This window comes from Actinomadura sp. 6N118, from assembly GCF_044326415.1.
Lineage (GTDB): Bacteria > Actinomycetota > Actinomycetes > Streptosporangiales > Streptosporangiaceae > Spirillospora.
This window is the reverse complement of the sequence record NZ_JBIRAZ010000005.1, coordinates 186109-198508: the sequence shown is the minus strand read 5'-3', so window position 1 is coordinate 198508 and position 12400 is coordinate 186109. Positions and strand designations below refer to the sequence as shown.

Genomic DNA, 12400 nt, shown 5'->3' with positions numbered 1-12400 from the left:
CTGCCGTCAGGCGCGCAGCACCGCGTGATCGGCGCCCAGGCGGAGGGCAGGATGGTGGTTGAGGATCGCGTTGAAGAGGTTGCGCAACGTGATGGTCGGCTCGACGCCGAGCTCGTCGTCGAGCCGGTCGCGCATCCGGAGGTAGGAGCTCAAGGCGCGCGCCTGCTGTCCGGAGCGGTAGAGCGCGATCATCAGTTGCTCGCAGAAACGTTCGTTCAGCGTCGGTGCCTCGACCAGCTCCGACAACATCGGGATGATGTCGGTGTGCCGCCCGCTCCGCAGTTCCAGGTCGAACAGCGTCTCCAGCGCCACCACCCGGGCGGTTTCGTAGCGTTGCGCCACCGTGCGGCACAGCGAACCATGGGTGACCAGGCCGAAGGCCTTGCCGCGCCACAGTGACAGCGCGTCGCGCAGCGCATCAGCCGCCGTTCTCGGATCGGTGGCGCCGAGGAGCCGTGCATTGTCGAGTTTGCGCATGAACACTTTCGCGTCCACCGTTCCTTCCTCCGTCTGCAGACGATATCCGGAGTGCTCGACGATGAGCCGGGTGGGCCGGTCGCCGGCGACGGCGTTGATCCGACGGCGCAGCCTGCTGATATGTGCCTGGAGCGCGTTCTCCCAGTGCGGAGGGGGCGAGTCCCCCCACAGTTCTGCGACCAGTGAGTCCACCGATACGGGGATTCCCTCGGCCGCCAGCAGTGTCGCGAGCAGTGCTCGCTGGAGTGTTCCCGTGATGTTCACAGGACGATTGACCGACCGGCATTCCAGCGGCCCGAGCACAAAGAATTGGATCATTTCATGTACCCCCATTGCTGATTTCTCAGCGAACTCACACCAGGACACGGTCATGATGGAGCCCCCGATTTTTGCGGCCGGCCCTAAGGATCCGGCGCGCCCCCGTTCATCACGCTTGCGCGCGCAGCATTCGACGCAGGACCTTGCCTGTCGGATTGCGGGGTAGATCGTCCACGAAGTCGTACTGGGTGGGAATCTTGAAATCGGCGATCCGGCCACGCAGGAAGACCATGAGGTCGCGCGCGGTCGCCCGCTGATCCGTGTGGAACACGACCGCGGCCTTGACCGCCTGGCCCCATCGCTGGTCGGGCACGCCCACCACCGCGGACTCGGCCACCGCCGGGTGCTCGGCCAGCGCCATCTCGACCTCCGCCGGATAGATGTTCTGCCCGGCGACGATGATGGCGTCGTCCAGCCGGTCAAGGACGAACAGGTAGCCGTCGTCGTCCAGGTAGCCCGCGTCCGGCATGCACAGCCAGCCGTCCACGAGCGCCTCCCTGGTCGCCTCCGGCTGGTGCCAGTACTCGATGAAGAGGGCGGGGGTCCTGGCATGGATCTGCCCGACCCGGCCGGCGGGGAGGACCTCCCCGTCGCGGCCCACGATCCTCACCTCGTTGCCCGGGCAGGGCAGCCCGACCGAGCCCAGCCTCGGATTGTCCGGTGTGTGCTCCGCCGGAGCCAGGCACGTCACCACGCTGCCCGACTCCGCCGCCGCGTACATCTGCGCGAGGTCGCAGTCCAGCCGCTCCATGCACTGGCGCAGCAGCGGCGGCGCGATCGCCGACCCCCCATAGATCATTTTGCGCAGTGAGGCGAACGCGTCCGGCGTGGCGCCGGGCTCGGCCAGCAGCATCCGCAACATCGCCGGAGCCGCCTGCATCACCGTGACCCCGTCCTCATGGACGCGCTTCACCGCCTCCTCCGGGACGAACATCCTCATGACCACGTTCGTGCATCCGGCCGCGAACCCGACCATGAACCAGCCCATGCCCGCCGAGTGCAGGCTGGAGAAGCAGCTCATGGAGCGGTCTTCGGGGTGCCAGTCGTACCAGTTGAGCCCCGCCCGGGTCATGTGCTCCATCAGGGTGAAGTACGTGCGGTGGGCCAGCACGACGCCCTTGGGCAGGCCGGTCGTCCCGCTGGTGTACATCTGCACGACGGCGTCGTCGCGCCCGGTGCCGGGATCGAGATCGGTCTCGGCGTGACCGGCCCGCCAGTCCAGGAAGCCGTCCGCGAGAGAGCCGGGTGTATCCATCTCGATCACCGTGCGCAGCCCGGGCAGGACGGGTCGCAGCCGGTCGGCGACCGGCCGGAACTCCCGCTCGGCGAACAGCACTTCGGCGTCCGAGTCCCGCAGGATGTGATCGACCTCGCGCGAGGTCAGCCGCCAGTTGACCGGCACGAGCACGGTGCCGCTCTTGGCACAGCCGAGCGCGATCTCGAAGTAGTGCTCTGACTCGCGGCCGAGGTAGGCGACGCGCGCCCCCCGGCGCAGCCCCTCGGCGAGCAGAGCATGTGCGGTCTGGTTGCTGCGACGGTGCAGCTCCGCGTAGGTCACCTCACGGCCTTCGCAGATGACGGCCAGATGATCTGGGCGCCGCCGGGCATGCCCGGCGGACGTGGCGGTAAGCGTCTGCGGATTCGGGTCGTTCACGGCCTGGCGGTGCCAGGCGTGTATTCCCTCGCCCTTGGCCTCCCCGTCGGATGTGGTCATGTGCTGCTCCTCAACCTGTCGGCATTGACAGAGCGCCGAAGAGATCTGCCAGGACCTCGTCGGCCAAATACGATATGAGGCGTTCCATGGTCGGGCTGTTGAAAAGCACGTTGGTGCTCACACTGCGACCGAGCTGCATTTCAAGCCGTTCCTTGATCTCGGTGAGCCCCAGCGAGGTGAAGCCGAGCTCGAAATAGCTCATATCGAACGGAAGGTCCTCGTCATCTGCCATCATCAGCGTGGACTTGAACTCCGTGACGACAAGTTCTTCGAGTTCCTCACGCCGTTCGGACAGCGGAAGCCCGTGCAGCCTATCGATCGCTAGCATATGCACTTCCAGTTTCTTTTCCTGCACATCCTATTTACCGATCCGGTATTTGATTCCTCGCTTTCTACAGGGAACTTAGCCTGACTTGCTGACACCGAACTGACACCGCATTGAGTCCACGTTCCAAATGTGCGGTATCGCAGGTGGCCGATTCTTCTGTGACCCCTGAGCCCCTGGTAAGGGCTGAGGTGCTTGGGTCGGTATGCCGCGCCGAGTTGACGCACCACGGCCAAAACGATCACCGGGACGCGGGGAAGGCGGTGAATTCTCATGTCCCGGTGACGTTTGCCGTCTGGACCCGGTTCGGCACGTGGATCTCACTGACCGGTTACGGCCGCTGAGCCCGGACACACCTTCAAGGGCTGACGTCCCGCTCTGCGGGCGCCCCCTGCCGTCGGTGTTCATGGTGAGGATTCGCCGCGCGATGCAGACGGGATGACATGATCTCGGCCGTCTGCGGCCATCGCCCGGCGCGCTCAAAGAGCGAGCGCCCGGCCTGCGCTCAAAGAACGCAGGCCGGGCGCTCGCATGGTCTCGGGATGGTGCCGTCAGTTCGCCAGGAGTGCCCGGGCGGTCGCCTCGGCACGTGCGGCCAGGCCCGCGATGCTCGTGGTGATGAACAGCCCGCCCCCGGCGAGGTCGCCCACGGCGTACAACCGGTGGTCGGCCTGGCCGGACACCGTCAGCCGCCCGGTCGCGGCTTCGACGTTCAGCCCGCCGTCCGGGTGGAGCTCGGCCACCCGGTCGGCGAGCATCGACGAGACCAGCGCGCCGGTGCTCTCGGGGATCGAGTGCGGCGGCGGGTTGATGGCGTTGATGACGACGTCGGTGGCCCGGACGCCGGCGTCGGTGAAGACCCGGAAGCCGCCTGCCCGGGCCTCGATCTTTCGTACACCGGGGACAAGGGCGAGCTGCCCCGCGTCCAGCAGCTCCAGCATGGCGGCGGCGTTGCCGGGCACCATCGGCGAGCTGAGGCTGGCGATCGTGCGGAAGTGCTCATCGCGCAGCACGTCCCGGTCGGCCTGGCGGAGCAGGCGCCAGGCGTACGGCCCGAGTGCATGCACGGTCTGCTGGAGGACGCGGCGGCCCATGCCAGGCGAGTCGATCAGCGAGAGCTGCCGCCGCAACCGCTCGACCGGGTCCTCCGAGCGCGTCGCCCGCACTTCCTCGGCGAGTTCGCCCAAGTCCTGCCCCAGCTCAGCGTCCAGCAGCGACCGCAGGTGGCCGAGGGTGAGCTCGCCGTGCTCGCGGGCGAGGGCCGTCAGCCGGCCGGCGGTCAGGTGACGCAGTTCGGTCTTCACGGGTCGCTGCCAGACGGCAGGCAGCACCCCGCCGCGCGACAGCAGGCTGATGCGGCCCGCGTGGCCGCGCCTTTCCAGTGAAACGACGATGTCGACCGCCGTCAGGCCGCTGCCGACGATGGCGACGTCCCGTTCGGGCGCGAGGTCGTCAAGGCTGGATGCCAGCGGATAGGGGTCGCGAACGAATCCCGGGCTGCCGCTCAGGCCGTAGTGGTCCTGCGGGGCACCGCTGCCCACGGCCAGTACCGCGACGTCGACCGTGTGACGCCGTCCGGCGCCGGTGAGCAAGGCAGGACGGTCCGACGGGGAGATCCCGGTCACGCGCTCGTCCACCACCTCGGTCCGCCACCCCAGCTCGCGCAGGCGGGCAAGGGCCGACTCGGCGGTCTGCTCCAGGTAATCGCCGTACATCCCGCGCGGGACGATCTGATGTCCGAGCCGCCGGTCAAGGTGAGAGGCGTCGCGGTCCTCCAGCCATCGGGCGTAGTGTGCGGGATCGCCGTGCCGCGCGGACATGATCATTGGTGGGGTGTTGACCAGCACCGACTTCAGGTCCGGTCCGAAGGCGCGCCCGCGCCACCGGTGCGGCGACGGCTCGAAGACCGTGACCGCGCCGGGCCCCCGCGCAAGCCTGGCCAGCGCGTCGAGCAACCCGACCGTGGACGCTCCCGCGCCGATGATTCCGATCTCCATGTGCCGTCCTCCAGCTCGTCCTTGGTCGTTTGATCACGACCCTGGCCGCCGCTGCCCGCGCCTCCCATCCCGCACCAACGGGGCGCTGCGACGGGATGCACCCCCTCAAACGAGGGGTTGGGGGACGGCGCCCGCTGCGGCAGGCTGGAGTGATCACCAGTTCGGAAGGGAGACCGGATGGCGCGCCACGACCCGTTCGCACAGGCGGCCGGCCCCCTCGAGCTGTTCACCCAGGTCTCCGCCCGGCTCCGCGAGCGCGTCGTCTTCGACGCGGCGGCATGGTCGACCACCGACCCGCAGACCGGGCTGGTGACCGCGCCGATGTGGGTGCAGAACCTCAACGGCGGTTCGCAGTGTTACGCGTACTGGGAGTGCGAGCTGCTGGAGGAGACCGTCATCCCCTTCCGCGAACTGGCCCGCGCCGCGACTCCCGCCGGCGCGCTGCGGCGCAACACCGGTGACCTGCCCGGGCGCAGCGCACAGTACCGGCGGCTCCGCGGCGACGGCCTGATGGACGAGCTGCGGGCGGTGCTGCGCGCGGGCGACAGGCCGTGGGGCGTGGTCAGCCTGTTCCGGAGCGCCGGACGCGAACCGTTCGACCAGGCCGAGATCGATCTGGTCGCGGGCATATCCGCCTCGCTCGGCGCACGGCTCCGCTCCTTCGCCCGCCCGTCCGCCGCCCCGGTGCTCCCCGGGACGTCCGCGCCGGGCATGATCCTTTTTACCCCCGACGGGACGGCCACCTCGATCAACCAGGAGGCCCGGCACTACCTCGCGCTGCTGCCGGACGGGCCGTCCGAGCCGTCGGCCCTCGGCGTCCGCCTGCCCATCTGGGTCGTCGGGACGGCCGTCCAGGCGCGGGCGATCGCGTCCGAACGCGACGGGCGAACGGCGCGGGTGCGCATCCGCACCCGAGACGGCGGCTGGCTCGCCTGCCACGCCTCATGCCTCACCGGCCCCGCCGGAGTCCCCGGTCCAACGGCGCTCATCATCGAGCCCGCCCCCGCCTCCGACATGGCGCCGATCATCGCCGCCGCCTACGGGCTCTCGCCCCGCGAACTGGAGATCACCCAGCACGTCGCGCGGGGCCTGGCCACCGCCGAGATCGCCGCCGCCCTGTTCATCTCCGCGCACACCGTCCGCGACCACATCAAGGCGATCTTCGACAAGACCCAGGTCTCCAGCCGCGGCGAACTGGTGGCCCGCCTGTTCACCGAGAACTACTGGCCCCTGCGCGACCGCCTGGGCGACACCGAGACGGTTTGACGTGGGGAAACTCGGGCAGGGCATGACTACAGGTCCCCTGGATGGGGGCCTGCCGCCCGGGTTGACGTCGTTCGGGCCGGCGCAGTCATGACGGTCGCTCTTTGTTGTGATGACGAAGAGGGCTGTGATGACGCGGGAGGACCGCAAGAAGCTTGCGTGGGGGCGGCTTTATGAAGGGAACGATTCTCGTCGGCGTCGATGGTTCCGAGCCAAGCGACGCGGTTCTCGACTGGGCTCTGCGAGAAGCGGCCCGGCGAGGAGTGCCTGTGCGGTTGGCCGGCGACCTGGTCACTGGGAGCTCGTTCCCATGTCCGACAGCACCAAGCGTGACCACCGGCCGGTGACCTGGGGGCTGCGGCGGTTGGCCGAGGAGACGCCGCCGCAGCGAGATCGCTGGGTCGACCTGCTCCGTGCGCTCGCGATCGTGCTGGTGGTGATCGGTCATTGGCTGGCCAGCGCGGTGAACTATGACGAGGACGGCCTCGGTGGAGGCCACGTGCTGAAGGACCTGCCGTGGGCGCATGGGCTGTCCTGGCTGTTTCAGGTCATGCCTGTGTTCTTTCTCGTCGGCGGCTTCGCCAATGCCTCCTCCCTGAGGGCGTCCAGGGGGCGTGGTGTCCACTGGCGGGACTGGCTGGCCGGCCGCGCCGACCGGCTGCTGCGCCCGACGACGGCGTTCCTGGTCCTGATCGGGATCTCGGCAGTGGTGGCCCGCGCACTCGGTGGCGAGCAGGAGCTGATCGGCAGGGCGGCCTGGCTGGCCACGATCCCGCTGTGGTTTCTCACCGTCTACTTCGCCGTGGTGGTGCTCACGCCCGTGATGCACCTCCTGCACCGTCGGTGGGGCCTTGCGGTCCCCATGGTCCTGGCGGTTGGGGTCGGCGCCGGTGACATCGCTCGCCTTGGGTTCGACCTGCCGTACGTCGGCTCAGCCAACTTTCTGCTGATGTGGCTGGCGGTGCACCAAGTCGGCTTCGCCTGGCAGGACGGGCGGCTGCCGACGCGGTGGACGGTGGCCCTGCCGCTGGCCGTGGCAGGATTCGGTTCCCTGGTGCTGCTCACGGCGGCCGGGCCGTATCCGGTCAGCATGGTCTTCGTTCCGGGAGCACAGGTGCAGAACACCTCCCCGCCGACTGTGGCCTTGCTGTCCCTGGCGGCCGCCCAGACCGGCTTGGTGCTGCTGTTGCGTGACCGGGCCAACCGGTGGTTGCAGCGGACCCGCCCGTGGACCGCCGTGGTGGCGGTCAACACCGTGATCCTGACCGTGTTCCTGTGGCACATGACGGCGGTGGTGGTGGCCGCCGCCGCGCTCTATCCGACGGGGATCTTCCCGCAGCCACCGGTCGGGACGGGCCAGTGGCTGCTATCGCGGCTTCCCTGGCTGGCTTGCCTGACGGTTGTGCTCGCCTCTCTGGTGATGCTGTTCGGCCGGATCGAGTGGCGCGGCAGGATCCGACCCGGTCGTGGCCCAGCCGGCGTGGACTCAGCCGGCGTGGATCCAGCTGGCGTGGACAAGGACCGCAGGCCGACTGCCCCGCAGCGGAGGTACACCACGTTGACCATCGCCGGGCTGGCCGGGGCGCAGATGGGGCTGGCCGGCATCACGCTGGCGGGTCCTGGTTATCACGGTCCCGGCGCTCTCCCCACGGGTGCCCTGCTGGCCTACCTTGCGGGTGCCGTCACTTTGCCTCTGATCCAGCGCCGACAGGTTTAGCCGTTCTGCGGTACTTCAGGGAAGTATCGCGGTGAGCAGCTCGGCGGCCGTGCGGACATCGGCGTCCAACGGCCGGTCGGGATCGATCGGAGGGATCGCCTCGATCAGGGCGTCGAGGAGCACCGCACAGCCCGGGGACGTGGGGCGGCGGGCGCCGACGTGCACTGCCTGCCGCAGGCCCACGGCCAGCGAACCGCAGAGCAGGTGCAGCAGGGCGGCCATGTCGTAGGCGCGGAGGGCTGCCTGTGTGCCGAACGGCACCACGTCCTGGTTGTGCAGGTTGGTCGGCAGGCTCTGCATGCCGGCCGGCACGGCGGCGCGGCGGATCTCGGCGACGAACGCGGTCGTGGCGAGCTGGACCCCCTGCATCCCGTGCTGGCGGCCGGGTCCGGCGGCGAGCATCGGGGGCAGGCCGCCGTTGCGGGCCGGGTCGACGAGGAGGTCGAGCTGCCGCTCGGCGAGGTTGCCGAGCTGGGCGGTGACCATGGCCAGCACGTCGGAGGCGAACGCGGCCGGCTGACCGAAGAAGTTGCCGCCATGCGCGACCAGGTCGTCATCTGGAAAGAACAGCGGGTTGTCGCTGACGCTGGACAGGTCGGCCTCGACGACACCGTCGACGTACCGCAGGGCGTCCTCGGCGGCGCCCAGCAGTTGCGGGGAGCAGCGGATGCTGTAGGGCTCCTGCAGCGCACGTGTGCCGGCCGGACTGATCCCGGAGAGCGTCTTGCGCATGCCGTCGGCGACGTCGACCGCCCCGGGATGGCCATACGCGTCGAGGAGTTGCGGGTTGAGGAAGCCCGGGTCGCAGCCGAGCAGATCGACCAGCAGACAGGTGAGCGCCTGCGTCGCGCGGTGGGACGACCGGATGCTGTCCAGGGCCAGGGCTGTCGCGGCGGTGGTGAGGGACGTGCCGTTGACCAGTGCGAGGGCGTCCCGGCCGTCGAGCGTCAACGGGATCAGCCCGGCATGGCCGAGCGCCTCGGCTGCGGGCATCCGCCGGCCGTCGACATACGCGTGTCCCCGGCCGCGCAGTGCCTGGGTGGCATAGGCGAGCGGAATCAGGTCTCCGCTCGCGCCGACCGAACCGTAGCGTGGAATCGCCGGGACGAACGTCGTCGCGAACATCGCGGCAAGCCCGTCGACCACGTGCGCCGAAACCCCGGACTTCCCCTGCGCGAGAGACCACACGCGCACGAGTAGCGCGGCCCGTCCCACGTCATGGGGCAGATCCGGCCCCTGCCCGGCACCGAGGTGGGCCAGAGTGTTGTCACACTGGTCCGCCTCCTCGTCCCGGCCGGGGAACCCGACGAGTGCACCGAAGCCGGTGGTCGCGCCGTAGACCGGACGTTCCTCCTCCCGCAGCACCCCACGGAGGTACTCACGGCCGCGCTCGACACGGCTGTGGACACCCGCGTCGACCACGACGGACACCGGCGTCGCGGCGCGGTGCAGATCGGCGGAGCGCAGCGGGGCGCTGAGGTTGATGGAGCTGAGGTTGAGGGAGCCTTCGACAGCGGGCATGCCTGGACCATAGAAACGAAATCTCAGAATCCTCTGAGATTTCGTCGGTAGCTTCCGGCACATGCCGCATGACTACCTGATCATCGGGGCGGGCCCGGCGGGACTGCAGCTCGCCGCATTGCTGGAACGTGGCGGACACGACTATGCCGTGCTGGAACGCGGAGCCGGGCCGGGCACCTTCTTCACCCGGTTCCCACGGCACCGCCAACTGATCTCCATCAACAAGGTGCACACCGGGTACCAGGATCCGGAGCTGCGGCTGCGGATGGACTGGAACTCGTTGCTGAGCGACGATCCGGAGCTGCTGTTCACCCGGTACAGCGAACGGTACTTCCCGCAAGCCGACGATCTCGTGCGCTACCTGTCGGACTTCGCGTCGGCGACCGGCGTCCGGGTGCATTACGACACCGACATCGTCCGTATCAGCCGGGACGACGACGGATTCACCGCCGTCGACCACAATGGACGGTCATGGCGGGGCCGGCGACTCGTCGTGGCCACCGGCGTCTCCCAGCTGTACGTCCCGCCGATCCCCGGCATCGAGAGCGCCGAACGCTACGACACGTTCGAGACCGACCCCGCGTCCTTCGCCGACCAGCAGGTCCTGGTGATCGGCAAGGGCAATTCGGGGTTCGAGACCGCTGATGCGCTCCTGGAGAAGGCCGCGGTCATCCACGTCGCCGGGCCGCACTCCATCAAGATGGCTTGGCAGTCGCATTTCGTCGGGCACCTGCGCGCGGTGAACAACAATTTCCTCGACACCTACCAGCTGAAGTCCCAGAACTCGGTCCTCGACGGCACCGTGGAAAGCATCGAACGCCAAGGCGACGGTCGCTACCGGGTGATGTTCCGCTATGCCCGGACCGTGGAGGCGCTGCGCGAGCTGTTCTACGACCGGGTGATCGTGTGCACCGGTTTCCGGTTCGACGCCTCGGTGTTCGACGACGGTTGCCGGCCCGCGCTGGTCATCAACGACCGTTTCCCCGAGCAGACGCCGGCGTACGAGTCGACCACCGTGCCCGGTCTGTATTTCGCCGGCACGCTCACCCAGCAACGCGACTTCAAGAGATCCACCAGCGGGTTCATCCACGGCTTCCGCTACGGGGTGCGCGCGCTTTACCGGATTCTGACCACCCGCTACGACGGTGAGACCTGGCCGGCCGAAAAGGTCGAGCCGGCCCCGGACGCGATCAGCGACGCGATCATCGCCCGGGTCAACCGTTCCTCCGCGCTGTGGCAGCAGTTCGGCGTGCTTGGCGACGTGGTCACCGTGAACGGCGCCGTCGCGCTGTACCAGGAGGAGGTCCCGGTGGCCTACGCCGCCGAGGGTGGCCTCGGCGATGCCCGGCACAGGCTCATTACGACCCTGGAGTACGGACCCGATCACGACCAGGGCGACCCGTTCGACATCTCGGTCCCGCGGGTCGGCGAGAACGACGCCGTCAACGCCCACGACGCGAGCTACCTGCACCCGGTGGTGCGGTACTACCGCGACGGCGAGATGGCCGGCGTCCACCACCTCGCGGAGAATCTGGACAACCGGTGGAACCTGCCGACGGTGCATCAGCAGCCACTGGCCGTCTTCGTCAAGGAATGTCTCGCCGATGCCGTCTGACCCGTACCCGCGGTCGGTTCTGGATCTCCTCGTGGCGGCCGGGAATCGGCCCGTCTTCGAACACGGTGCCCGTGCCGTCACCGGCGAGCAGATGCTCCGCCTCGTCCGGCGGATCGCGGCCGGGCTGCGCGCCGCGGCCATAGGGCCGGGGGACGGCGTCGCCATGATGCTCGGTGTCACCCCGGAAGCGTTCGCCACGATGATCGCCGGCCACGTCGTGGGGGCCCGCGTCGTCGGTGTGCGGCCAGGGCTGCTCGACGGCCAGCTGCGTCATGTGCTCCACCAGGACATCACCGCGGTCGTGACCGACGCGGCCACCGGACCGGAGCACGCGCCGCGCACGCTGAGCCTCGCCGAGCTGCTGGCCGCACCCGACGGCCCGCTGCACCTGTCCGGTCGGCCGCATGACGTCGCCCGGCTCCTCTACACCAGTGGCAGCACCGGCGCGCCGAAGGCATGCGCGCAGACCTACGCCGCCATGAACGCGGCGTGGACGGCCAGGCCGGAGGCGTGGCCGCCGGCCATCCGGGAACTGGCGTCCCGGCTGCAGCGCTACCTGGTGTTCGGGTCGCTGAGCAGCCAGGTGATGATGGAGTACGGCGTCCTCACGCTCGCCGCGGGCGGAACCATGGTCGTCGCCGACCCGCCCGTGTTCCCTGACGCGATCACCAGGCATCGGGCGTCCGCCAGCATCATCACCGTGCCCCGCCTGTACAAACTCGTCGCCGCCCAGCGCAGCGACCCGGCCGATCTGAGCAGCCTCCGGGCGCTCATGGTGTCCGGGTCGCCGCTGGAGGCGTCCCGGCTCCGCGAGGCACTCGACGTGCTCGGCCCGGTCGTGTTCCACGGCTACGGGCAGACCGAGACCGGCACGATCTCCATGGCCACGCCGTCGGACGTCCCCCCGTCGGTCGGGTTCCCACCCGAAGTCATCGACGTCGAGATCCGGGACGCGGACGGCAGGCCGGTCCCGGCCGGTGTCGACGGTGAGCTGTACGTCCGCACACCCGCGCAGGCGATCGGGTACTGGGCCGAGCCGGCGGAGACCACGGACGTGTTCATCGACGGATGGGTGCGCACCCGGGACCTCGGCCACTTCGACGAGGACGGGCGACTGTACCTGGTCGGGCGGGCGCGGGACGTCATCATCGTCAACGCAGGCCTCCACTACGCCGGCCCGATCGAGCGGGTTCTGGCCACCTCCTCTGACATCGCGGAGGCGTACGTGGTCGGTGCCCCGGACGAGGACACCGGCGAGGCGGTGCACGCCTTCGTGGTGCCGGCGGCCAACAGGACTCCCGACCTCGGTTCGCTCCGGACCCTGGTCAGTGAACAGCTAGGCGACGCCTGCGTGCCGGTGACCATCACCGTCCTCGACGAGGCGCCGCTGGCCCCGAGCGGCAAACCGGACAAGCGCCTGCTGAGGGCCGCGATAGGCCAGACATCATGATGG

The 12400-nt window shown here is 69.3% G+C and carries 10 protein-coding genes; 5 read left to right on the top strand and 5 right to left on the bottom strand.

Going from position 1 to position 12400, the window contains the following annotated elements:
- Positions 1–6: 6 nt before the first annotated feature.
- The 4 genes from ACH34W_RS14525 to ACH34W_RS14510 all read right to left on the bottom strand — a co-directional run bounded on the left by ACH34W_RS14525 (position 7) and on the right by ACH34W_RS14510 (position 4831).
- Positions 7–741, bottom strand: a complete 735-nt coding sequence (locus tag ACH34W_RS14525) for a BTAD domain-containing putative transcriptional regulator (RefSeq protein WP_395961373.1) — start codon at positions 739–741, stop codon at positions 7–9.
- A 163-nt stretch (positions 742–904) separates the two neighbouring features.
- On the bottom strand, positions 905–2509 hold the full coding sequence (locus ACH34W_RS14520) for a long-chain-fatty-acid--CoA ligase (RefSeq protein WP_395961372.1): 1605 nt from the start codon (positions 2507–2509) through the stop codon (positions 905–907).
- 10 nt (positions 2510–2519) lie between these two features.
- Complete coding sequence (locus ACH34W_RS14515; RefSeq protein ID WP_395961371.1) at positions 2520–2864, bottom strand: acyl carrier protein; 345 nt, start codon at positions 2862–2864, stop codon at positions 2520–2522.
- Positions 2865–3385: 521 nt separating this feature from the next.
- Positions 3386–4831 (bottom strand): FAD/NAD(P)-binding protein, encoded by a 1446-nt coding sequence (locus tag ACH34W_RS14510; protein WP_395961370.1) that lies wholly within the window; start codon positions 4829–4831, stop codon positions 3386–3388.
- Between the two features lie 177 nt (positions 4832–5008).
- Between ACH34W_RS14510 and ACH34W_RS14505 the strand changes: the two genes are divergently transcribed.
- The 3 genes from ACH34W_RS14505 (at position 5009) to ACH34W_RS14495 (ending at position 7811) form a co-directional block, all read left to right on the top strand.
- Entirely contained in the window at positions 5009–6097 is a 1089-nt protein-coding gene (locus tag ACH34W_RS14505) for a response regulator transcription factor (protein ID WP_395961369.1), read from the top strand.
- A gap of 170 nt (positions 6098–6267) precedes the next feature.
- A complete protein-coding gene (locus ACH34W_RS14500; RefSeq protein WP_395961368.1) occupies positions 6268–6441 on the top strand; it encodes a universal stress protein in 174 nt (57 codons plus the stop codon).
- A complete protein-coding gene (locus ACH34W_RS14495; RefSeq protein WP_395961367.1) occupies positions 6405–7811 on the top strand; it encodes an acyltransferase family protein in 1407 nt (468 codons plus the stop codon). Before ACH34W_RS14500 ends, ACH34W_RS14495 begins: the two co-directional genes overlap by 37 nt.
- 15 nt (positions 7812–7826) lie before the next feature.
- Here ACH34W_RS14495 and ACH34W_RS14490 read toward each other — a convergent pair whose 3' ends face one another.
- The gene (locus tag ACH34W_RS14490; RefSeq protein WP_395961366.1) at positions 7827–9332 is read right to left on the bottom strand and encodes an aromatic amino acid ammonia-lyase; all 1506 of its coding nucleotides are present in this window, start codon (positions 9330–9332) and stop codon (positions 7827–7829) included.
- A gap of 61 nt (positions 9333–9393) precedes the next feature.
- Between ACH34W_RS14490 and ACH34W_RS14485 the strand changes: the two genes are divergently transcribed.
- A complete protein-coding gene (locus tag ACH34W_RS14485) occupies positions 9394–10947 on the top strand; it encodes an NAD(P)-binding domain-containing protein (protein WP_395961365.1) in 1554 nt (517 codons plus the stop codon).
- The gene (locus tag ACH34W_RS14480) at positions 10937–12397 is read left to right on the top strand and encodes a class I adenylate-forming enzyme family protein (protein ID WP_395961364.1); all 1461 of its coding nucleotides are present in this window, start codon (positions 10937–10939) and stop codon (positions 12395–12397) included. Before ACH34W_RS14485 ends, ACH34W_RS14480 begins: the two co-directional genes overlap by 11 nt.
- Positions 12398–12400 lie beyond the last annotated feature (3 nt).

Bases quoted from the DNA above. Each gene is read 5' to 3' on its own strand.
- ACH34W_RS14510 (WP_395961370.1), bottom strand. From the start codon at position 4,831: ATGGAGATCGGAATCATCGGCGCGGGAGCGTCCACGGTCGGGTTGCTC.
- ACH34W_RS14520 (WP_395961372.1), bottom strand. From the start codon at position 2,509: ATGACCACATCCGACGGGGAGGCCAAGGGCGAGGGAATACACGCCTGG.
- ACH34W_RS14485 (WP_395961365.1), top strand. From the start codon at position 9,394: ATGCCGCATGACTACCTGATCATCGGGGCGGGCCCGGCGGGACTGCAG.
- ACH34W_RS14480 (WP_395961364.1), top strand. From the start codon at position 10,937: ATGCCGTCTGACCCGTACCCGCGGTCGGTTCTGGATCTCCTCGTGGCG.
- ACH34W_RS14495 (WP_395961367.1), top strand. From the start codon at position 6,405: ATGTCCGACAGCACCAAGCGTGACCACCGGCCGGTGACCTGGGGGCTG.
- ACH34W_RS14505 (WP_395961369.1), top strand. From the start codon at position 5,009: ATGGCGCGCCACGACCCGTTCGCACAGGCGGCCGGCCCCCTCGAGCTG.
- ACH34W_RS14500 (WP_395961368.1), top strand. From the start codon at position 6,268: ATGAAGGGAACGATTCTCGTCGGCGTCGATGGTTCCGAGCCAAGCGAC.
- ACH34W_RS14490 (WP_395961366.1), bottom strand. From the start codon at position 9,332: ATGCCCGCTGTCGAAGGCTCCCTCAACCTCAGCTCCATCAACCTCAGC.